Source organism: bacterium SCSIO 12844 (assembly GCA_024397935.1).
GTDB lineage: Bacteria > Pseudomonadota > Gammaproteobacteria > Francisellales > Francisellaceae > M0027.
The window spans coordinates 1,172,289-1,193,426 of the sequence record CP073743.1; the positions used below are offsets into that span (position 1 = coordinate 1,172,289).

The window sequence follows — 21,138 nt, forward strand, 5'->3', positions numbered from 1 at the left end:
TTTATTTTTGAAATATAGATTATTTTTTAGATAACTCATTGACTCGACGATTTAAGTTATTGAATATACTATGCCAATTTCCTTTCTCTATTTGCCAGATTAATTCAGTAGCATCGTACCAGTAGCTTGTTTTAGATTTTTTACAAACCCCCCAGCGCCATTCAATTTGATAAGAAGATAATAAAATTAAAGTTTTAAGGCCTAAGGCTGATGCAAGATGTGCTTGTGCTGTATCCACTGAAATAAGTACATCTAGATTTTTTAATAATGAAGCAGTATCAAGAAAATCATCCATATATTGGCCAATATCAGTAATACTATGCTGATCAAGTAATTGCTTGTCATTATCAGATAAATCTTTTTGAAACGAGTAGAGTTGACAGTTTTCTGGAAGTTTAAAATTTTCAAGAAACTCATTTAGATGTAAGGATCTAATTTTATTATTGCCGTAGGATTGGCCTCCTGCCCAAACAATACCAATTTTAAACTGATCATTATCAAAGTATTTCTTTTTATATTTGTTTTGTAGCTCTATATCGCATTTAAGATAAGATGAAGTAAAGGGCATATTATTTTGATTAATACCAAGAACGCCTGCAGTATCCATCATAGGGATACTATAATCACAGTGTTCTTCTAAAGGCTCAGTAATAAATTGAGCATTTGGAAAAGATAGCTTAAAAAGTCTATGTAACTGGGGGTGACGATTAAGATAGACTATCACTTTAGCATTTTTGTCTAACAAGTATTGTATGAATCGTGAACTCATAAACATATCACCAAAGCCTTGCTCATGTCTTAAATAAACAACTTTATTTTTAAATTCAAGTTGGTTTGAATCGATTTTGTTAGATGCTTTTAGTTGTTTAAGTGCTTTGTCTTTATCTTTGCTTTTTTTGATATGTCGGTATTTATATTTTCGCCAACCTTTCTCAAATTCTAATTTACTTAGTAAGACAAATGCGTAGTTTGCATGTGCATCGGCATAATCTGGATTAATTTCAAGCGCTTTTTCATAATATATAATAGCTTCTTCAATATAACCGCATTCATGTAATGTACCACCAAGATTACAATATACTTCTTCATTATCTGGATTTTTTTCAATAATAGCTTCAAAGATATCAATAGCTTGTTCATATTGACCTAGTTCATGGTATAAACTACCTAAGTTTGTATAAGCTTCAATATAATCAGGGTTTATTTCTAAAGCTTTTTCATAAAACTTTTTAGCCTGATCAAAATTGTTCATATCTTTATAAATATTACCTAAATTTGAATAAGCTTCAACGTAATTAGGGTTATGTTTAAGTGCATTATTATAAGCAGAAACTGCTTCTTCATAATTAGATTGTTCATTAAAGAGATTACCTAAATTAAAATGAGTATTCGCATTTAATGGGTTAAGCAATAATGCTTTTTTATAGTTTGAAATGGCTTGGTCATATTCACCTAATTTTCTTAAAGTAACGCCAAGATTTGAATATGCACTAACATGCCCTGGATTTATGTCAATGGCTTTTTTATAGCTAGTAATTGCTTCATTATAGTGTTGCTTTTGATGTAGAAGCCCACCTAAGTTACTATAGGCCTCTGCATAGTTTGGATTAAGTTCAGTTGCTTTTTTGTAGTTAGCAATAGCTTCATCTATTTTATTTTGTTCTCTTTGTACATTGGCAAGTTGAAAGTAAATATCTGCAATTTCAGGATTAGCTTGTATTGCTTTTTTAATAAAAGACTCAGATTTTTGATACTTATTTAGCAATTGATAAATAATGCCAACTAGGTAATTAGCATTATAATTATTAGGTTCTTTTTTTAATATTTTTAAACAGGATTTTTTTGCTTTTTCGATGTGACCTTTTTCATACAATTTCAAGGCATAAGATATATCATTCAATTTTTAAACCCTACATTTTAATATTATACATAAAAGTATAGAACAAATATCTAATTAGCAAAAAAATAAAAATACAATAAAAATATTACTTTTAATATTGATATCTATTATATGTCTGATAAATTGTCGTGTGAACAACAACACAAACTTTATAATTACAGCACTTTAGGGGATTGCAAATGTTTATTAATATAAATAGGCTAGGCTTATCTTGTGTATTATCTTTATCATTTATGCTTTATGGGTGTCATAGTGATATTAATGGATCTTCTGATCCAGATAATAATGATCATGGCCAACCAACAAATAATGTTACTTATACATTAGAAGATAGCCATACTTCAGATGTAGCCGTTGTTGCATCAGATTATATAATAGATGTAGATTTGGCTGAAACAGCAACTAGTCTGCAAGTCGGCACGACTCCAACACCAAATGCTCAAGCTGATAATATACAGCTTAATTTTGTAACGCCATCACAGGCTGATCATTTTATCGTTAATTATTCATCTGCATGTAATGCATTAACAACAGATCAATTATGTCAGATTGCTGTAACACCAAAAGATAATGATTATGTTGGTCAGTCAGTGTCATACTATATTAGTGGCTCAGTTAATGGCCAAGATACACAGCTTTCAGATGAGTCATTTAAAGTAGAGTCATTAACGAATAAATACCCAACTGTTATTGGTAGTGGCGCAACAAATTCAAAAACACAAAAAATTATTGTTGAAAATAGTACAGGTACTGATGTAGATGTGAGCAAAGATATTTTTACTTCAAATGACCCAGAAATATTATTTGATTCGCATTGTAACGGTACATTAGAGAATGGACAAACTTGTTCAGTTGGTGTTTTAGCTAATAATGAACATACGTTTACTAAGTCAGTTAATTATCAAATGATTAATACAAGCAACCATATTCAAGCAATGGCTGCTCAAATTTCAGTGATTAGACCGATTGTTAAGGTATGGCCTAGAAATATCACATTAAATTCAGGTGAATCTAAAAAAGTTTATATTATTAATGCATCACCAGTTGCAGCGCATAATATAGAAATGACACCATCTGATTCAGAAATTCAGATAAGTAATAATACTTGTACAAAGAATTTAGCACCATTAAGTGCTTGTAGCATTGAATTAAATAAAACTGCTACGCCGCAAGGAACATATAATTTATCAGTAACAGGTGATAACTTTAATCAATCAAATCAAGTTTCAGTGGATGTTGTAAAACCAAATTACCTAACAGTTAGTTTATCAAATAAGCATATTACAACGAATAGTAATATTCAAAAGCATATTACAGTTAATGTAACTAATAATGGTAATTACGATATTAATAATTTAAAACTAACAACAACACCTGCTTTAGAAAATCTAACGGTTAATACTGGCACAAGTACATGCCAAGATAGTATGACATTAACTCAAGGTGCGTCATGTCAGTATGATTTAGACTATAACCCAGGTAATATTACGCAACCAGCTTATACAGATACAATGATTAATGTTAGTGGGGATGGTACATTAACACAGCATAAGCCATTGACGGTTGATAATTATCCTGAATATTATACAACACCTCAAAATAGCCAACGTTTCCATCAAGGTTTACCAGATAATTATGTAATCACTTCATTTGTTTTACCAAATGGTGTGATTTATGCAGGTACCAATGCTGGTGGTTTAGCCATCTCAAAAGATAATGGTAAAACTTGGGTTGATCTAACAACAGCTAATGGCCTTAGTCTAAATAAAATTCGGGCATTATTTGTAACCCAAGGTGGTAAAAACATTTATGTTGGTACTTATAGTGGTCTTGTGGTCTCTCATGATTATGGTCAAACTTGGATAAAAGCAAAGGATACAGGTGTTGGTGGAATTATTTCTGCTATTTATGTAGTAACTAATGACAATAATGGACAGCCAATTGATACAGTCTATATTGGTACAGGTAATGGTGCAGGTAAGTCATTTGCAATATCTTATGATAATGGCAGTAGTTGGCAGTCAAAAACAGGCGTGCCTAACCTTGTATCAAATATTTATGTTGATGAAAGTGGAATTATTTATGTAGCATCTAAAGGTGGCTTATATATTTCACAAGATAGTAGTGGTAATGCTTTTAATCTAGAAAATGGTCAAGATGGTGATACATTAGCCTCAACAACAATTAAAGGGCTATTAGTTCATAATGGAGTTATTTATGTTGGAACAGTGAATGGATTATCTGTCTCTAACGATGGTGGTAACCATTATCATACAATCAATAAAGTGAATAATGGCATTGTAAATAATACCATTCGAGATATTTTTGTTAAAAATAAGTTAATCTATTTAGCAACCGACGGTGGTCTTTCAATTTCATCAATTGCTAATCATGTAAATATGCAGAAATGGCATAATTTTACAGTAGTTAATGGACTTGGAAGCAATAAAGTAAAGTCAGTATTTGTGGAAAATCATAAAATTTATGTGGCAACAACAGGTGGCTTTTCTTATTCTAAATTACTGAATTCTGTAAAACTGCATAAAGTAATATTTAAAAATACTGTTCAAAACTTAAATGGATTGGCAAATAACAATATTAATCAGTTAGTTAATGAGAATAGTGTACTTTATGCAGCAACAATTAGCGGTTTGTCAGTTTCTAGTGATACAGGAAAAAACTGGGCTACTTATACAACTGAAGATGGTTTAGCTGATAATTATATTAGAACTATTTATGTAAAAAATGGTGTAATTTATGCAGGTACTAAAAATGGTTTGTCTATTTTACCTAAAGGTGCAAATCAGTTTAATCCTAAAATAACGAAGGCCAATGGTTTAGGTAGTAATGTAATTGATAGTATTTATGTAACTGATGGCAGTATTTATGCTGGAACTGATAAAGGTCTATTCGTTTCAACTGATTCAACAGGTAGTCAATTTAATCCAGTTGCTGATCATACGGGTATGCTAACAAATAAACAGATTAATAGTATTTATGTCTCAAATGATGGAAAAACAATTTATGTTGCTACTAATGATGGGTTTTATTCATCAATTAATTCTGCAGTAGTATTTAAAAAAGCGAATGATTTAGGTGATTATCAAGTCAATACGATAGAAGTATCAAATGATGGCCAAACAATTTATGTAGGTACTATTAATGGCTTATATATTGGTCATAAGAAAAATAGGGGTATATTATCATTTGATGACCCTATAACGACAAGTAGTGGTCTTATTGGTAATAATATTCAAAGTATTTATGTTACAAGTGATGACAATACAATTTATTTGGGAATTAATAAAAAAGGTTCTCAGCATGTAGAGTCTAACAGTGGTCTTTCAATCTCAACTGATGGTGGTACTACTTGGATGAATAAATTAACGAGCAATGGTTTAGGTAGTAATCGTGTTAATAGTGTACTAGAAATGAATAATACAATCTATGTTGGGACGATTATGGGTATTGCTAAGACAGAGCTAAGTGCTTAAGCCTTTGTTTGGTGACTTTTGCTCCATAGAAAGAAGCGAAAAATATGCAAAAAAGCTGTGATTATTACTAATAATGAAAATAAATACGCAAGTGGAATAAATAAGCTAGGAATGCTAATCATAATAATAAAAAAGATAAAAGTCTCAGCTCTTTCCATTAGTCCTTGGCTATAAAAAAAACTTTTTCCTTGGTTGGCTCTATTGGTAGTAAAAATCCCAATGACCAAAAAAGCACTAATACATAAAATAATAGAAGCAAGCATTAATAGTCCAGGTAATGCTCTTGTTTCTACATGATAGAAACATAAGCTTAAGATAATCATAATCTCTACCATCCGGTCTGTCATAATATCTAAAATACAGCCTAAATCACTTTGCGTTTTACTAACTCTAGCCAATGTACCATCTAGGGTATCTAAATACCCAGATATAAGTAGAAAAATGATAGCAACAAAAGGTAGATTTAAAAAAATAGATATAGCAGAAATAAAGCCAGTTAATAATGATAAAAAGGTAATTGTGATCGGGTGAACTTTACCACTTAATTGATAAGCAACCCAGTCAACAAAAAGTTTTTGATATGGTTTTCTAACAGATTGTTCTAACATAGTGGTCTTCGTTTTTTATAACAACTATAAGCCAGGTAATTTCTTACCACCTAAGATGTGGTAATGGATATGAAAGACTTCTTGACCACCACCTTTATCCGTATTAATAATGGTTCTAAATCCATCTGTTAAATTTAACATAGATGCAATTTTAGGTAGTAAAAGCGTAAGTTTACCCATTAGCACTTCATCATCTTTTTGTGTCTCTTTTAATGAATGAATATGTTTTTTAGGAATAACAAGTGCATGGGTATCTGCTTTTGGATATAAGTCATAAAACGCAAGAAAATCCTCGTCTTCATAAATTTTATCGCAAGGTAATTCGCTGTTAACGATTTTACAAAAAATACATTCCGTCATTAAATTTAAATCTCCTGATTATTCTTTTCTTGATCGTGTAAAAAGATACCATAAAATAATTAAAGCGCCAATCATGCCAAACTGATCACGATAGTGAAGAAATAGTGAGTTTAAGTGTTCAAACCCAGGTAAGCGGATAGAAAGGGTAGCATAAAGTACAAGTGCTAATCCAATTGCAATGGCAAAACCTCTGCGTTTGGCTGTTTTTGTTTGAGTTTCTATAGTTTTCGATTTTTGATCTTTTAGTTTTAAATATTGTAAGTAATTATGTTGTTCTTTAACCGTATCCATAACAAGTTGTGGAAATTCTGGTATATGATCACTTAATTGAGGTAATTGATCATAAATACGTTGCCCAAACCCGCGTATGCCGACTCGTTTTTTCATCCAGTTTTCTAAAAAAGGTTTTGCAGTCGCCCATAAATTTAGGTCAGGGTATAATTGTCTGCCTAAACCTTCAATACTTAATAGTGTTTTTTGTAATAACACAAGCTGAGGTTGAACTTGCATGTCAAAGCGTCTAGCAATTTGAAATAATCGCATTAGCGTTTGACCGAACGATATTTCACTTAAAGGTTTCTCAAAGATAGGTTCACAAACGGTACGAATCGCACTTTCTAGTTCATCTAAGCGCGTTGTTTGAGGAACCCAGCCTGATTTTATATGTAATTCGGCAACTTGACGATAATCACGATTAAAAAATGCAAGAAAATTAGCTGCTAAGTAACCTTGGTCTTCCTTAGATAAAGTGCCAACAATACCAAAGTCTACTGAAATGTAACCTGGGTCTTTAGGGTTTTCTATATTAACAAAAATATTACCTGGATGCATATCAGCATGGAAAAAACAATCTCGAAAGACTTGGGTATAAAAAATCTCCACGCCTCGCTCAGCTAAAAGTTTAAGGTCAACATTCATTGCTTTTAATGTTTCAATATCAGAGATAGCGATACCATAAATACGCTCCATAGTTAAAACACGATGACTGCAATAGTTCCAAAATACTTCAGGTACATAGTGTGTTTTATCATTTTTAAAATTACGACGTAGTTGGGAAGCATTGGCTGCTTCTCTCATTAAATCTAGCTCATCTAATAAATCACGATTAATTTCAGCAACAACTTCAACTGGGCGTAATCGCCTAGTCGTTGGGATATAATACTCAATCATTCTTGCAACGCTTGCTAATAATTGCGTGTCTTTTTTTAGAATTTTATCAATATTTGGGCGAAGCACTTTAACAACAACATCACTACCTTCATTTAAAGTTGCAGCATGAACTTGTGCAATAGATGCAGAGGCCATAGGCTCAATTGTAAAACTTGAGAACAGTTCATTAATGTTTTTACCTAATGATTTCTCAATTTTAGCAATTGCAATTTTGCCATCAAATGGCGGTACTTCATCTTGTAGTTTTGCTAATTCATTTGCAATATCTGATGGTACTAGATCTCTGCGAGTTGATAATGCCTGACCAAACTTGATAAAGACAGGACCTAATGTTTCTAGTGCTAAACGTATACGAACACCACGCGGTAATTTTTTTGTTTTAGAAAACCAATAAAAAGGGTTGATATACAATGCAAACTTTAAAGCACGAAACAAAGGAATAGCAACAAGAATTTCAGTTAAATTATAACGTGACCAGATGTAAGCAATATAAATAAGTCTTAACCACTGCGTGATATGCTTCATTAGTCATTTTGTCCTTTTATACGGTTTAATTTATCTTCAATTCGATCAGCATCAATGCTTATTAGCAGTATATCATGATTAAAATCATCTGCCTGTTCTTTAGGAGGAAATAGTAGTAATTCTTCTTTTAAAAATTCACTAAGTTCTATTGATGACTTTTCTTTAAAACTAGTTAATGATGTTTTAAGCCATTTCATCGGTTGACTTAAATAATAGGTGAGTGTTTTTCCTAAATAAGGTTCTAGCCAATAGGATAGCTCAGGCGCTAATGCAAGATAAAATCGATTCCAAGCAAGTACGGTTTTTAATGAGCCTTTAAGTTTAATTTCTTTATTATAAAACAGCATTTGTGGCATATCACTAAAGCAAGCTTTAATAAATGAAGTAAAGCTAGCTGATAATTCAGCACGAGGCTTATCATCATCTTTATAAGGTAATAATTGAATGGAGTTTCCAAACGGTTTAATAATAATTTTCAAATTCCAATCAGTAATATTAAGCAAAATAGACTCATTGTTGAGATTATTAATTAGTGTTTGGCTTTGTGGGTCTAGTTTAATGACATTGTTGATGATTGATTCAACTGCTGGAATAAATATATTGATCATAGTTTAATGCTTTATTTTATGTCTTTTAAAAATATAAAATTGGTTAATACTTACTAGCATAGTGTAAGGCGACAATACCACCACTTAAATTTTGATAGCCTACATCATCAAACCCTACTTCTTTAATCATATCACATAATGTTTCTTGGTCAGGATGTTTGCGAATTGATTCAGCTAAATAACGATAGCTTTCCGGATCATTAACAATAAGCTTTCCTAGTTGAGGTAATACATTAAATGAATATTGGTCATAGATCTTATTTAATAAGGGTAAAACAGGTTTTGAAAATTCTAAAATTAAAATCCTTCCACCAGGTTTTAAAACACGAAACATACTTTTTAGTGCAGCTTTTTTATCACGAACATTTCTTAAGCCAAATGATATGGTTATGCAATGAAATAAATTATCGACAAAAGGTAATGCTTCAGCATTTGCTTGAACGTATTGTATATTTTTAACACAGCCTTTGTTAATTAATTTTTCTTTACCAACATTTAACATAGATTGATTAATATCGCTTAAAATAACTAGCCCTTTATCACCAACTATTTGACTAAATCGATAAGCAAGATCGCCCGTACCACCCGCTAAGTCTAAAATCGTATCACCAGCTTTAGCTTTACTTTTTTTAATCGTAATATATTTCCAATAACGATGAATGCCTAAAGACATTAAATCATTCATTAGATCATATTTAGATGCAACAGAGTGAAATACTTTATTAACCTTTGTTTGCTTTTCTTCCCAGTTAACATCTTGAAAGCCAAAGTCAGTTGTTTTATTTGTATTTGCTTCTTCAGGTTTATTAGAAGGTGAATGTTTTTCAGTCATGTAAATTGCTTCTTTGTTAAATAAATTGCACCACTTATATTGTTAGGATACTGTAACCTAACTTACATTTAATAACAATCTTGTTTTGCTTGGATTGGTTGCATTATGGTGTAAGAATCGATAAATTTTAAAATAGAACATCCGTTGATTTAAAGATAAAATAATAATGATATTTTGTGGATAAATACATGAAGAGAAAAATAAAAATAATAGTTGGTGCTATTTCAAGTGTGATACTAGCTGGATTATTGTCTGCTTGTAGTGGTATGCATCAAGTGGTTCGCTCAGATGGAAAGTCATTAAAAGCACAGTCTTCGCCAGAGATAGCTCAAGCACTATCTCAGCGTGTACTAATTGTTGTAGCAAAAGATGGCTTTGATGATGATCAAACCTATAAAGGCAGTGGTAAGGTGACAACTCAACTAATTCAGAGTATATTTAAACCTTATTTTAAAGTTGTGCAAGTTGGGCAACTATCAGGTAGTTTAGAAGATCAATTAAAAAAAGCACAAAGTGAAGGTTATCAATTCATTATTGTTCCTAAAATTTTAAAGTGGAGTGATCATTATACTTTTTGGACAGGCGTCCCAGATGAGGTAAATTTAAGTTTAAAAATTTATAATACTAAAAAACGACAACAAGTTGATGGCTTTACTATCAAAAGTGAAAGCTCTCTAACGCCTAAGCCAAATCAAAAGCCTCAAGAATTGCTATATCAACCATTACAACAAATAGCTAAGGCAATGTTTAACCATGAACCATCAAAAAGCTAGTTTAGTGTATATTGACAAAATTAAACAACTACATGATCAATTAGGTATTGATAAAGCTTATGTTGATAAACATTTAAATTTGCTATATGAAGAAGTAGCAAAAGAAGATTTGGTTTTATGTGGTAAAGACTGTTTTAATCGAGATTTCTATTTAATAAAAAAAGCATTTAATGCTTGGAATAAGCTTTTTGAACAGGCACTGGCTGATGATATTAAACTTGAAGTTGTGTCTGCTTTTAGAAGTGTAGTTTATCAAGCATCATTGATAGAAAAAAAATTACTTGCAGGCAAATCGATTCATGATATCATCACCGTCAATGCGCCACCAGGCTATAGTGAACATCATACAGGCAGGGCGCTAGATATAACCACACCAGAAGAAAAAGGTGTCTTAACTGAGAGTTTTGAGAATACAGCTGCTTTTAAATGGTTGTCTAAGCATGGTGCATATTTTGGATTTAGTTTGTCTTATCCAAGGGATAATGCTTATGGATATATTTATGAACCGTGGCACTGGTGTTATCAAGTTGGTGATTGATTTAATATATTTTGAAGAAATTAAACTCTCATACTAATACTAAACAAACTATTATTTTTAAATAGTTAATAAATACAAGGCAAGTAAGTTTATGAGAGACTATGCATATCGCTCGATTTCAATTTTAGGTGTTTTTATTTGGTGTATTGGGACATTATTTTATGCTTATGAAATGATTGTTAAATCATCAATTAATTCTCTTTCATTAGTGCTTCAGGGGCAATATGCTTTATCAGCAACTCAGCTATCACTAATTGCTTCGATGTTTTATTGGGTTTATGTGATTATGCAGATTCCTGCCGGTATTACAATTGACCGTATTGGTGTTCGTCGTTCATTAATTGTTGCATCTTTATGCTGCGGTTTAGGTACGATTGTCTTTGCACTAAGTAATAGCTTTTGGATGATGATTGCAACAAGAGCCATTATGGGTATTGGTGGCGCGTTTGCTTTTGTTTGCGGCTTAAAGCTTGCTTCTCAATGGCTACCCCCAAGATTTTTCCCATTATTTGCAGGTTTAACCCAATTTATGGGTTATATGGGGGGTGCTTTCACTGGTGCACCATTATCAAGTATTGTTCAACATCATAATTGGGTTTCAGTGTTTATTACAATTGGTGTTGTTGGTGTTGTCATTTCAGTTTTAACATTTATTTTTATTCGTGGTAAAGCCCCATTTGCCCATGATGAACGAGACCAGCCGAGTTTGCTTGAAGTTATTGCACAACTATTAAGTCTAATAAGAAGGCCACAAATACTAGCTAATGCTATATTTTGTTTGTGTGTTGGTGGTGTTTCATTCGCTTTAACCGATCTTTGGGGGAAAATTTATTTAATTATTAATTATGGTGTTTCAGAAGGTAATGCAGCATTTGCTGCAAATACTATGGTATTTTTTGGGATTGCTTTAACTTCTCCTTTGTGGGGTGCATTGGCTTCTGTTGCGCAATCAAGTAAAAGGCTATTAGTTATCGGTGGTATTTTAGGAACAGTTACAACAACCTCAATGCTATATTTAAGTGTGTCAAATGCTGCATTACAACTTGTATTATTGTATTTGTTCGGATTTTTAATTGGTGCAGCACAAGCATCACATCTGCTTAATTTTGATTTGGTCAAAAAGCTTGTCTCTGGGAAGTATGTAGCAACAGCAATTGCATTATTAAATATGTTTGTGATTGCAGGTGCTGCTATAACGCAAGTTGCAACAGGTATGACTGTAGAGAAAATACAGCATAGCCAATCCTATCAAGCACATGCAATGAGTCAAACATGGGATGTTGTATATAATGCTGTTAAAGAAGAAGATCAACTAGATAATCAAATGGAGATTATCAATGTAGATAAGCCTAAAAAGAAAATAACTTTATCTTACCAAGGTACAAAGTATTTAATTTCTTTAAGTATAACAAAAGCTGCTGGCCAAGTAAGAATTTTTGCTAGGGACTTATCAAGTGACCCAGATAATACTCGTGTTATTGAGAAATCTAAGCTGTTAACAGTATTATTGCCTTATTTGAAAGATCACGTACTTGATACACTAGATTTTGATAACTTGAAACAAAATAATAATGAAAAAAGGATTCATCATAAAGCTCAATATAACAACAGCAAAAAGTGGATTGAACCTGAAACAGTAATCTATCAAGGTAAATCATATTACACAGCTTTTCTGTTTGATTCGCCTTTGGCTAAACGCTATGCTTATCGATTAGCAATGCTAATTTTACCCGCTTTATTTTTAATTGCTTTAATCATGGCTTTAATTACACGAGATAGAAAGCCTGAAGCGGTAAGGTTTTAATTTGACCTTTTACTTAATAGTGTATAATAAAATCCATCAGATATTTCAGGAAAAACTTGATAGCCATAGGTAGTTTTTTTACCAGGGAGTTTAACAGATATTTTTTCAATAATAGCATCGTTATGCGTATCTAAAAACTGATGAATTTGATCATCATTTTCTCGTTTGAGTAATGAACAACTCATATAGAGTAATTGACCGCCTGGTTTTAGTAGTGGCCATAAGTTATTTAATAGTTTTGCTTGTAATGCACAAGTAATATTAATATCAGCTTCAGTACGTACAAGCTTGATATCTGGATGACGGCGAATAACGCCTGTGGCAGAGCAGGGTGCATCTAATAAAATAGTATCAAATAGTTGATTATTCCACCAAGTATCTGTTTGTGTAGCGTCGACACATATGATTTTAATGGCCTTTGGATTTAATTGTAATCGTGATAGATTTTCTTCTAAGCGATTTAAACGTTTAGCATCATTATCAAGTGCAATTAAATTAATATCTTTAAAAGATTCTAATAAATGTAGTGATTTACCACCAGGGGCTGCACAGGCATCAAGAATATTGCTGTTTGGCTTAATTGCAATTAAATGCTTAGCATATTGAGCTGATAAATCTTGAATACTAAAATAGCCTTCATTATAAAAAGGCAATGATTGAATTTTAGTGCTTCGGTTTATATAAATACAGTTTGAGATTATATCAATAGCTGAATATTCAATATTTTCTTTTTCAAGGATATTAATATAATCATTTGTTGAAATTTTGCTTTGATTGATGCGTAGGTAAAGTTGTGCATCATTTAATAATAGCTGAGCTATATGTGAAGCTTGATCATCATAGTCAGTTGTTAATGCTTGATATAGCCATTTAGGTAGACTGAAGTTTTCAGTAGAGTTTATAGTTGTTTGTATTTTAGATAACTGTCGTTGATGCTTTCTTAAAACAGCATTAATTAGGTTTTTTGCCCAACTAAGCTTAAGTAAATCAGCTGCATTAACGGTTTCAGATATAACTGCATAGTCAGGCTGGCTAGTATGTTCAAGTTGTACTAAACCGATAATAATTAAAATTTTAACCAAGTTTTTAGTTTTATTTGGACTAATATAATTTTGTAAAACAAGCAGGTAATGATGGTAGTATTTGGCAGCATCAAAACATAATCGCCAAACAAAATTACGGTCATTGTCATTTAATTGGTAAGGTTCAATTAAAACTTCAAATTGTGCAAGCGTTGCTTTATTTTCAATTAATTTATGAATGATTTTAGCTGTAATTTTGCGAGTATTAATTTTAGCTTTAGTTGGCATGGTAGATTTATTAGCTGATTTTGCTGTTTAATTCACGCATGACTGTAGCAACAAGTTTAGGGTTGCCAGTGATTAGATTGCCACTTTGAAGGTAATTTTCACCACCATTTAACTCAGATACCATCGCGCCTGATTCTCTTGCAATAAGACTACCTGCAGCAATATCCCATTCTTTAGCATTTAATGACCAGCAAACATCTAAAAAACCAGCTGCTACATAAGCTAAATCCAGTGCCAATGAACCACTATATCTAAAGCCTGCTACTTTACTGTCTAAATCTTTTAATGTTAAATGCATATCAGTATTATAAGGTTTATTGGGTGAGGCACCAATTAATGTGCCATTTAAGCCTTTTCTATTGGATGTGCGAATTCTTCGATCATTTAATTTAGCACCACTACCTCTAATTGCAGTAAACAATTGATCACTATTTGGATTATAAATAACACCAAGTTCAACTCTACCTTTATATTTTAATGCAATAGAAACACAATAATGTGGTAAGCCATGTAGGTAATTAGTTGTCCCATCAATTGGGTCAATTACCCAAGTAAATTCAGCGTCAGGATTGCCAGTTAAGCCTGATTCTTCTGATAAGATTGCATGATCAGGATACGCTTTTTGTAGGTGATAGAATATTTCTTTTTCAGATAGTAAATCAACTTCAGAGACAAAGTCATTAGCTGATTTTTCTTTGTATGAAATATCTGATAGTTTCTCAGATTTGCGTATCATGACTTCACCAGCTTTTCTAGCTGCTCTTACCGCAATGGTTAACATAGGGTCTATTAATTGACTCATAATTTCTAAAAACCTAGTTTGTTTTTTTATTCTTATCGTAACAGAATGAATGTGGTAGCATGATACACTAATTTAATTAAATACAATACCCAAAAACGTAAAAAAGATGTTAGAGAAAATACGAATTATTTTAGTTGAGCCATCACATATGGGTAATATAGGTTCAACTGCAAGAGCAATGATGAATATGGGGTTAACGTCATTATACTTAGTTAGCCCAAGGCAATTACCAGATGTTGAAAGTCATCAACTAGCTTCAGGTGCAAGTGGCATATTAACTCAAGCAACGATAACTGAGTCATTAACTGATGCCTTAGATAGTGTTGGTTTAGTTATAGGAACCAGTGCCAGAGCGCGGAAATTATCTTTGCCAGTCATTGATGTAAGAGAAGCTGCTAAAGAAAGTTGCTCTTTTTTAAATTCAGATGACTCAAATGATGAAGTAGCGATTCTTTTTGGTCGTGAGCGTACTGGATTATATAATGATGAATTGCTAATGTGCCATAAACAATTATATATTCCCACAAGCGATACTTATAATTCATTAAATTTAGCTCAAGCTGTGCAAATTATTGCTTATGAAATGCGAGTAGCAATGCTTGATATGCTAAATCAAAAAGACTTTCCAAAAGCACCTTATGTTAAAAAAGCAACGCAACGTCAGTATGGAGGTTTTTATCAGCATATGTATCAGGTATTAACCGACACTGATTTTCTTGACCCCAAAAACCCTGGATTAGTAATGGAACGAATTAAACGAATATTTCAAAGAGCACAATTGGAAGAATCTGAAATCCACTTGTTAAGAGGTATTTTAAAACAAATTTTAATTCAAGCGAGACGCTAAAAAAGTATTGACCTTGCATAAGCTTATGATTATTGTTTTGATTTATGCTTATAATTAGCCAATTTCAGATTGCTATGCTGTTAAATTGAACTATACTCATGCATAGTAGTTTGAGCTTTACATAAAAGGAAAAGGAGATTATTTAACATGAAGCAGAGAGCTCGTAAAGTTATCAATCATATAGTATTTGGTGGTGTTTTATATTTTCTATTTACAACAGTTGCTTTAGCAAATGATGTTGGTGGAGAAGATATGCCTTGGCTTAAACCATTACAACAGATTACAAATGCAATATCTGGACCAGTTGCTAAGTTAGTAGGTGTTATTGCAATTGTGTTAGCAGGCCTTGGTATTGCTTTTGGAGAAAGTGGTAGTGGTGTAAGACGTTTATTTCAGGTCGTTATGGGACTTGCAATTGCCTTTACTGCAGCTAGTATTGTTGCTTCATGGAGTGGTGGTGCTTCAGGAGTTGTATTTTAATGGCTACACCTGGGTTTGCAGTAAAAATTCATAATGCACTAACAGCGCCTATGTTAACTGCAGGTGTGCCTCGTCAGTTTTTTATTCTAAATATGACAGTTTTAGCAGCATTTACATTGGGCTTGCAATCATTATATGCAATACCTGTGTGTGTAATCGCGCATTTTGCAGCAGTAATGATGGCAAAAAAGGATCCGGATTTTTTTCAAGTAATGGTGCGTCACGTAAGGCAAAAAAGTTATTATGGCATTTAAGGTATGTTAAATTTATTTGAATTTAGGAAGAAGTCAGATCGTTTAACAGATTTATTACCCTGGGCAGCTTTAGTTGCTCCAGGTGTTATATTGAACAAAGATGGCTCATTTCAGCAAAGTTTAATGTTCCGTGGCCCAGATTTGGAATCTTCTACTGAACCACAGTTGGTATCAGCAACAGCAAGATTAAATAATGCATTAAAGCGTTTGGGCTCAGGCTGGGGTTTATATATTGAAGCAAGGCGTAGACATGCAATAGGTTATCCGAAAAGTGGACATTTTACTGACCCTATTAGTTGGTTAATTGATGTAGAGCGCCGTGATTTATTTGAACGTGAAGGTGAAAACTATGAAAGTGATTACTATATTACCTTCCAGTATTTACCACCACAGGAAACAATTTCTAAAGTATCAAATGTATTTGTTAGAAAGAATAAAGCTGAGGATAGAAGTTCACTAAGTGCTTATAAAAAATTATTGGCTTATTTTACTAAAACAGTGAATCAGCTTTATGATATTTCACAAGATTTTATGTATGATGTACGCTTTTTAACTGATCAAGAAACCTTATCATATTTGCATAACTGTATTTCTGATAAAGAGCAAAAAGTGAATGTCCCTGATACACCAATGTATTTAGATGGCGTACTAGCTGATACGCCATTGGTGGCAGGCTTAGAACCAAAATTAGGTAAATATCATATACGAACGGTATCTGTATTAGGATTTCCAACAACTTCCGTACCAGCAATGCTTGATGCGTTAAACTATTTACCAATGAGTTATCGCTGGGTTACTCGCTTTTTACCGCTAGATAAAGTAGATGCTGAAAAAATATTAACCAAATATAGACGTCAATGGTTTGCTAAACGTAAAGGTGTATTAACTTTATTGAAAGAAACACTTTCAAAAAGTGAAAGTGCAATGGTTGATAGTGCTGCTATGCAAAAATCAATTGATGCTGATGAAGCTGCGCAAGAGCTAGCAGATGATTTTGTCAGTTTTGGCTATTATACAGCAACTGTAACGGTCTGGGATGAAGATAAAGATTCAGTTTATGAAAAACAACGTGAGATTGAGCGCGTTATTAATGGTCTTGGGTTTGTAACAGTTTCTGAAACGGTTAATGCAGTTGAGGCATGGCTATCATCATTACCTGGCCAACCAAATGCAAATGTTAGAATGCCGTTAATGCATAGTTTGAATTTATCACATTTATTGCCATTTTCAGCTGTTTGGGCGGGTCCTACAGAAAATGAGCACTTAAAAGCACCACCACTTTTGTATGCTCGAACTGCAGGTCATACACCATTTAGACTTTCTAATTATATTGGCGATGTTGGTCATCAAATGATACTTGGACCTACAGGTGCAGGTAAATCTGTATTGTTAAATGTAATGGGTGCTCAGTTTTTACGTTATAAAGATGCGCAAGTTTTTGTCTTTGATAAAGGTGGTAGTTTTTATGCACTAACTTCAGGTGTTGGTGGTCAATATTATGAGGTTGGTGATGTTGGAAAAGGTGGTTTGGTATTTCAACCTTTAGCCTATATTGATGACATGAAGGAACGAATCTGGGCTGCTGAGTGGGTCATTGGCTTATTAATTAATGAAAATATCACCATTACTCCAGAAGTTAGAGAAACAGTTTGGAATGCATTAAATGCATTAGCTGAAGTACCTAAAGAGCAAAGAACATTAACGGGTTTAAAGTCATTTACACAAGACTCTCACTTAAGGCTTGCCTTAGAAACCTATACATTAGGTGGTCCATATGGTGAAGTACTAGATTGTGATGAAGAACATTTTGAAAAAGGCAATTGGCAGTGTTTTGAGATGGAGCGTTTAATGGCTACACCGAATATTATTGCCCCTGTTCTAGCGTATATTTTCCACGTATTAGAAAAGCGTTTTAAAGGTCAGCCAACGTTAATGATACTAGATGAAGCGTGGTTATTTTTAGATCATCCAATTTTTGCTGATAAAATAAGAGAGTGGTTAAAAACACTAAGAAAACAAAATGTAGCAGTAGTATTTGCAACACAGTCAGTAGATGATGCATTAAATTCACCGCTTGTCTCAGCTTTGAATGAATCATGTCCATCAAGAATTTTTTTACCTAATGATCGGGCAATGGAGCCAAGTGTTGCAGAAGGCTATGAAAGTTTAGGGTTAAATACAAGGCAAATTCAAATATTAGCTCATGCAATTCCAAAGCGTCAATATTATTTCCAGTCGTATAAAGGAAACTGTTTATTTGATTTAGGTTTAGGACCAATTGCTTTAGCATTTTGTGCAGCATCACGCCCTGAAGATAAAAAAATTGTGACTCAGATTCGTGAAAAATCTCAGGGAAATCATCAAGAGTATTTACGTTCTTATTTACATACAAAAGGCTTGGATTGGGCTTATAATATTATGCTAGAGCATTATTTGGGAGAAAACCCTCATGCAGCCGACTAACTTCCCATTTGGTAAAGAGCTGCGTCCATATCGTTATGGAGAAATTGAAACCCCCTTTTTAATAAAAACACAAATGTACGACGTGCCAATTGGTCAATGGCGATATAAAGCTTATTTTTGGCGTAAGGTTTTTTTTATTAATCTTGGTATTTCGATTTTATTGACCTTATTTTTTATAATGATAGCTAGTGTTAGGCCATTTAATATAGTGGTTGTTTCAGTAACACCAGAAGGTCATGTTCGTAATGTTTCAAGCTTAAACCTTGATCATAAGGCTGATGTAGCACTGTACCAAGATTTTATTTTTTCTGGCTTGGCTACTATGCTGAATCAAGCCCAACATCAACAGCTAAACCCAATTGGTAAATCTCAGCTTGAGTTATTTTTTTCTAATGAAGCAAAAAAAGTATTCGAGTCTTTTTTAGTTGATAATAAGGTAACGATGTTTAACTTAAATGTTTGTCAGTTTTCAGTTAATAATAAGATTGGTTGTCTGCTTGTATTAAATAATGATCAAAGTCAACAATATCAAATTAATTTAACTTGGCAACAAATTGTTCCTCAAGAAGAACAGATCAAGCTAAATCCACTAGGCTTATATATTAAGAGTATAGCTATTAAGCCAATTGAACAATTAAACTTAAAGGGTGATAAACCAAATGGACTTAAAGAAAAATCAGAGTGAAGCTGATGATTTAAAGCCAGATCAACAGTATGCCACTGCTTATCTTGAGTGGGAAGAGCGAATTGGTTCAGCTCGTATACAAGCAAAAAATTGGCGCTTTGCATGCTTAATTTCTATTGTGGTAATTTTGTTATTGTTAATTAGTATTATTATGGTGATTTCATCTCAAGAGCGTTATGTTTATGTTGCAGAAGTAAAACCAGGTGAATATGTTGCCAATGTAAAAAGAGTAGCACAAACGGTAACCCCTACAACAGCACAACAAAAAGCATTAATTGGTAACTTTATTCATAAGGTAATGGCCGTGCCATTAGATCCAGTTATTTTAAGAAAAAGTTGGATCGATGCTTATCAAATGGTTGATGGTCAGGCTATAGGACAATTAAATAAGTTAAAGCAAAAAGAAAGACCATTTAGAAAAATTGGTAAATTGGTCCAGGCAGTAACAATAGAGTCAGTCACACAAGTTAGTGATTTTAGTTATGATGTTACTTGGGCAACAAAAACAATTGATCGCAGTGGTAAAACATTAGCAATTACACTTTATTCAGGGGTGTTTACTTTATTTAAAAGTAGTAGCCCTGAGTCTCTGTCTCAATTATTTATTAATCCAACAGATATGCGTATTGGGTATTTCTCATTTAATGAAAAAGGATCAAGTCAATGAAAAAAGTCATTTATATATTACCAATGATTGCAGCACTAAGTGGTTGCGCCTCATTTGGAGGTTCAGATCAAGGTGATGGTTATGTCAAAGCTAAGAATGTTGGCTTAGTGCAAACTAAAGTAGTGAGAGAGTATGTACCAGTACCTGTACCAGGGCAATTGATGCCTGTACCATCTTCAGTTGCACCAGCTGATGCTAAATTAGTTAAAAGTGACGCTAAAGGGAAGTCAAATGTATTTTTAAATAAGGAAAAAGCAGTAGAGTATGCAAATAAACATGCACAAATCTACCCAAATCAGAGTGACTTTTTTAATGCGATGATGACTTATAATTATATGCCAGGGGCAGTTTATACAATCTATACATCACCTTTAAAGATTACTGATATTGTGATGCAGCCAGGTGAAAAACTTATCTCTCAAGCTGCTGGAGATACGTTGCGTTGGCAAATTGCACAAACTTATAGTGGTGAAGGTAAAAGTGTTCAACAACATATTTTAGTTAAGCCATCAAAAGCAGACCTTGATAATACACTTTTAATTACAACAAATAAGCGTACTTATCATCTGATTTTAAAATCAACTGATGGTGATGCCTATATGGTTTCGGTTAAATGGGAGTATCCGAAAGATATGGTATATACCTATAGTGGTGATGGTTCAAATGCTTTAGCGTCTAGTCCTGGATATAATATGGATTTATCCGATTTGAATTTTAACTATAAAGTTAGCATGTATGAAGGTAAGAATATTCCTACATGGTACCCTAAACGTGTATTTAATAATGGTTCACATACGTTTATAGAATTTTCTAAACAGTTTAATGCGCAAGCTGGTATGCCTGTTTTAGTTGTACAGGGTGGTGACGGCTCTGATCAAACGATGGTGAATTGGCGCTTGCGTGGTAATTATATGGTAATTGATTCTGTGGTTAGACATGCATTTTTACAAACAGGTGTTGATACCACTGACAAAACAATGGTTGAGATAGTACAAGCTAATAGCTAAACATTAATTTG

19 protein-coding genes are annotated in these 21,138 nt (G+C 32.9%); 11 read left to right on the forward strand and 8 right to left on the reverse strand.

The genetic code is table 11. The annotated features are described in order from the left end of the window. Positions 1-19: 19 nt before the first annotated feature. Positions 20-1,900: a tetratricopeptide repeat protein gene (locus KFE69_05625; protein ID UTW43569.1), complete on the reverse strand. Its 1,881-nt coding sequence runs from the start codon at positions 1,898-1,900 to the stop codon at positions 20-22. Between the two features lie 179 nt (positions 1,901-2,079). On the opposite strand from KFE69_05625, the gene KFE69_05630 reads away from it, so the two are divergent. Next, the gene (locus tag KFE69_05630; protein UTW43570.1) at positions 2,080-5,394 is read left to right on the forward strand and encodes a hypothetical protein; all 3,315 of its coding nucleotides are present in this window, start codon (positions 2,080-2,082) and stop codon (positions 5,392-5,394) included. On the opposite strand, the gene KFE69_05635 is transcribed toward KFE69_05630, so the two are convergent. The 5 genes from KFE69_05635 to ubiE are packed head-to-tail and all read right to left on the reverse strand — an operon-like array spanning position 5,391 to position 9,497. Continuing rightward, positions 5,391-6,002, reverse strand: a complete 612-nt coding sequence (locus KFE69_05635; protein ID UTW43571.1) for a CDP-alcohol phosphatidyltransferase family protein — start codon at positions 6,000-6,002, stop codon at positions 5,391-5,393. The two genes, KFE69_05630 and KFE69_05635, sit on opposite strands and share 4 nt — an antisense overlap. Before the next feature lie 24 nt (positions 6,003-6,026). After that, complete coding sequence (locus KFE69_05640; GenBank protein ID UTW43572.1) at positions 6,027-6,362, reverse strand: histidine triad nucleotide-binding protein; 336 nt, start codon at positions 6,360-6,362, stop codon at positions 6,027-6,029. Positions 6,363-6,380: 18 nt separating this feature from the next. After that, positions 6,381-8,057: a ubiquinone biosynthesis regulatory protein kinase UbiB gene (ubiB, locus tag KFE69_05645; GenBank protein ID UTW43573.1), complete on the reverse strand. Its 1,677-nt coding sequence runs from the start codon at positions 8,055-8,057 to the stop codon at positions 6,381-6,383. Beyond that, complete coding sequence (locus tag KFE69_05650) at positions 8,057-8,665, reverse strand: SCP2 sterol-binding domain-containing protein (GenBank protein UTW43574.1); 609 nt, start codon at positions 8,663-8,665, stop codon at positions 8,057-8,059. The genes ubiB and KFE69_05650 overlap by 1 nt, the downstream gene beginning before the upstream one ends. 43 nt (positions 8,666-8,708) lie before the next feature. Beyond that, positions 8,709-9,497: a bifunctional demethylmenaquinone methyltransferase/2-methoxy-6-polyprenyl-1,4-benzoquinol methylase UbiE gene (gene ubiE / locus KFE69_05655; GenBank protein UTW43575.1), complete on the reverse strand. Its 789-nt coding sequence runs from the start codon at positions 9,495-9,497 to the stop codon at positions 8,709-8,711. A gap of 188 nt (positions 9,498-9,685) precedes the next feature. Here ubiE and KFE69_05660 point away from each other — a divergent pair, with 188 nt between their 5' ends. The 3 genes from KFE69_05660 (at position 9,686) to KFE69_05670 (ending at position 12,612) form a co-directional block, all read left to right on the forward strand. Then, positions 9,686-10,270: a DUF4823 domain-containing protein gene (locus KFE69_05660; protein UTW43576.1), complete on the forward strand. Its 585-nt coding sequence runs from the start codon at positions 9,686-9,688 to the stop codon at positions 10,268-10,270. Next, on the forward strand, positions 10,251-10,808 hold the full coding sequence (locus KFE69_05665) for a D-alanyl-D-alanine carboxypeptidase family protein (protein ID UTW43577.1): 558 nt from the start codon (positions 10,251-10,253) through the stop codon (positions 10,806-10,808). The genes KFE69_05660 and KFE69_05665 overlap by 20 nt, the downstream gene beginning before the upstream one ends. 91 nt (positions 10,809-10,899) lie before the next feature. After that, positions 10,900-12,612 (forward strand): MFS transporter, encoded by a 1,713-nt coding sequence (locus KFE69_05670; GenBank protein ID UTW43578.1) that lies wholly within the window; start codon positions 10,900-10,902, stop codon positions 12,610-12,612. Here KFE69_05670 and rsmB read toward each other — a convergent pair. Together rsmB and KFE69_05680 are read right to left on the reverse strand one after the other, a co-directional pair. Continuing rightward, positions 12,609-13,922, reverse strand: a complete 1,314-nt coding sequence (rsmB, locus tag KFE69_05675; protein UTW43579.1) for a 16S rRNA (cytosine(967)-C(5))-methyltransferase RsmB — start codon at positions 13,920-13,922, stop codon at positions 12,609-12,611. The two genes, KFE69_05670 and rsmB, sit on opposite strands and share 4 nt — an antisense overlap. 10 nt (positions 13,923-13,932) lie before the next feature. Further along, positions 13,933-14,712, reverse strand: a complete 780-nt coding sequence (locus tag KFE69_05680; protein UTW44019.1) for an inositol monophosphatase — start codon at positions 14,710-14,712, stop codon at positions 13,933-13,935. 118 nt (positions 14,713-14,830) lie between these two features. Here KFE69_05680 and KFE69_05685 point away from each other — a divergent pair, with 118 nt between their 5' ends. The 7 genes from KFE69_05685 to trbG all read left to right on the forward strand — a co-directional run bounded on the left by KFE69_05685 (position 14,831) and on the right by trbG (position 21,127). Continuing rightward, entirely contained in the window at positions 14,831-15,571 is a 741-nt protein-coding gene (locus KFE69_05685; protein UTW43580.1) for an RNA methyltransferase, read from the forward strand. Between the two features lie 147 nt (positions 15,572-15,718). Then, positions 15,719-16,051 carry a TrbC/VIRB2 family protein gene (locus KFE69_05690; protein UTW43581.1) on the forward strand — a complete coding sequence of 111 codons (333 nt, stop codon included), beginning with the start codon at positions 15,719-15,721 and terminating at the stop codon, positions 16,049-16,051. Continuing rightward, on the forward strand, positions 16,051-16,305 hold the full coding sequence (locus KFE69_05695; protein ID UTW43582.1) for a VirB3 family type IV secretion system protein: 255 nt from the start codon (positions 16,051-16,053) through the stop codon (positions 16,303-16,305). The genes KFE69_05690 and KFE69_05695 overlap by 1 nt, the downstream gene beginning before the upstream one ends. A 3-nt stretch (positions 16,306-16,308) precedes the next feature. After that, positions 16,309-18,768, forward strand: coding sequence for a conjugal transfer protein TrbE (locus tag KFE69_05700; protein ID UTW43583.1), 2,460 nt, complete (start codon positions 16,309-16,311; stop codon positions 18,766-18,768). Further along, a complete protein-coding gene (locus KFE69_05705; GenBank protein ID UTW43584.1) occupies positions 18,755-19,453 on the forward strand; it encodes a hypothetical protein in 699 nt (232 codons plus the stop codon). The genes KFE69_05700 and KFE69_05705 overlap by 14 nt, the downstream gene beginning before the upstream one ends. Beyond that, positions 19,428-20,120, forward strand: coding sequence for a type IV secretion system protein (locus KFE69_05710; protein ID UTW43585.1), 693 nt, complete (start codon positions 19,428-19,430; stop codon positions 20,118-20,120). Before KFE69_05705 ends, KFE69_05710 begins: the two co-directional genes overlap by 26 nt. Further along, positions 20,117-21,127 carry a P-type conjugative transfer protein TrbG gene (trbG, locus tag KFE69_05715; GenBank protein UTW43586.1) on the forward strand — a complete coding sequence of 337 codons (1,011 nt, stop codon included), beginning with the start codon at positions 20,117-20,119 and terminating at the stop codon, positions 21,125-21,127. The genes KFE69_05710 and trbG overlap by 4 nt, the downstream gene beginning before the upstream one ends. Positions 21,128-21,138 lie beyond the last annotated feature (11 nt).

Bases quoted from the DNA above. Each gene is read 5' to 3' on its own strand.
- KFE69_05630 (UTW43570.1), top strand. From the start codon at position 2,080: ATGTTTATTAATATAAATAGGCTAGGCTTATCTTGTGTATTATCTTTA.
- KFE69_05635 (UTW43571.1), bottom strand. From the start codon at position 6,002: ATGTTAGAACAATCTGTTAGAAAACCATATCAAAAACTTTTTGTTGAC.
- KFE69_05640 (UTW43572.1), bottom strand. From the start codon at position 6,362: ATGACGGAATGTATTTTTTGTAAAATCGTTAACAGCGAATTACCTTGC.
- ubiB (UTW43573.1), bottom strand. From the start codon at position 8,057: ATGAAGCATATCACGCAGTGGTTAAGACTTATTTATATTGCTTACATC.
- KFE69_05650 (UTW43574.1), bottom strand. From the start codon at position 8,665: ATGATCAATATATTTATTCCAGCAGTTGAATCAATCATCAACAATGTC.
- ubiE (UTW43575.1), bottom strand. From the start codon at position 9,497: ATGACTGAAAAACATTCACCTTCTAATAAACCTGAAGAAGCAAATACA.
- KFE69_05660 (UTW43576.1), top strand. From the start codon at position 9,686: ATGAAGAGAAAAATAAAAATAATAGTTGGTGCTATTTCAAGTGTGATA.
- KFE69_05665 (UTW43577.1), top strand. From the start codon at position 10,251: ATGAACCATCAAAAAGCTAGTTTAGTGTATATTGACAAAATTAAACAA.
- KFE69_05670 (UTW43578.1), top strand. From the start codon at position 10,900: ATGAGAGACTATGCATATCGCTCGATTTCAATTTTAGGTGTTTTTATT.
- rsmB (UTW43579.1), bottom strand. From the start codon at position 13,922: ATGCCAACTAAAGCTAAAATTAATACTCGCAAAATTACAGCTAAAATC.
- KFE69_05685 (UTW43580.1), top strand. From the start codon at position 14,831: ATGTTAGAGAAAATACGAATTATTTTAGTTGAGCCATCACATATGGGT.
- KFE69_05690 (UTW43581.1), top strand. From the start codon at position 15,719: ATGAAGCAGAGAGCTCGTAAAGTTATCAATCATATAGTATTTGGTGGT.
- KFE69_05695 (UTW43582.1), top strand. From the start codon at position 16,051: ATGGCTACACCTGGGTTTGCAGTAAAAATTCATAATGCACTAACAGCG.
- KFE69_05700 (UTW43583.1), top strand. From the start codon at position 16,309: ATGTTAAATTTATTTGAATTTAGGAAGAAGTCAGATCGTTTAACAGAT.
- KFE69_05705 (UTW43584.1), top strand. From the start codon at position 18,755: ATGCAGCCGACTAACTTCCCATTTGGTAAAGAGCTGCGTCCATATCGT.
- KFE69_05710 (UTW43585.1), top strand. From the start codon at position 19,428: ATGGACTTAAAGAAAAATCAGAGTGAAGCTGATGATTTAAAGCCAGAT.
- trbG (UTW43586.1), top strand. From the start codon at position 20,117: ATGAAAAAAGTCATTTATATATTACCAATGATTGCAGCACTAAGTGGT.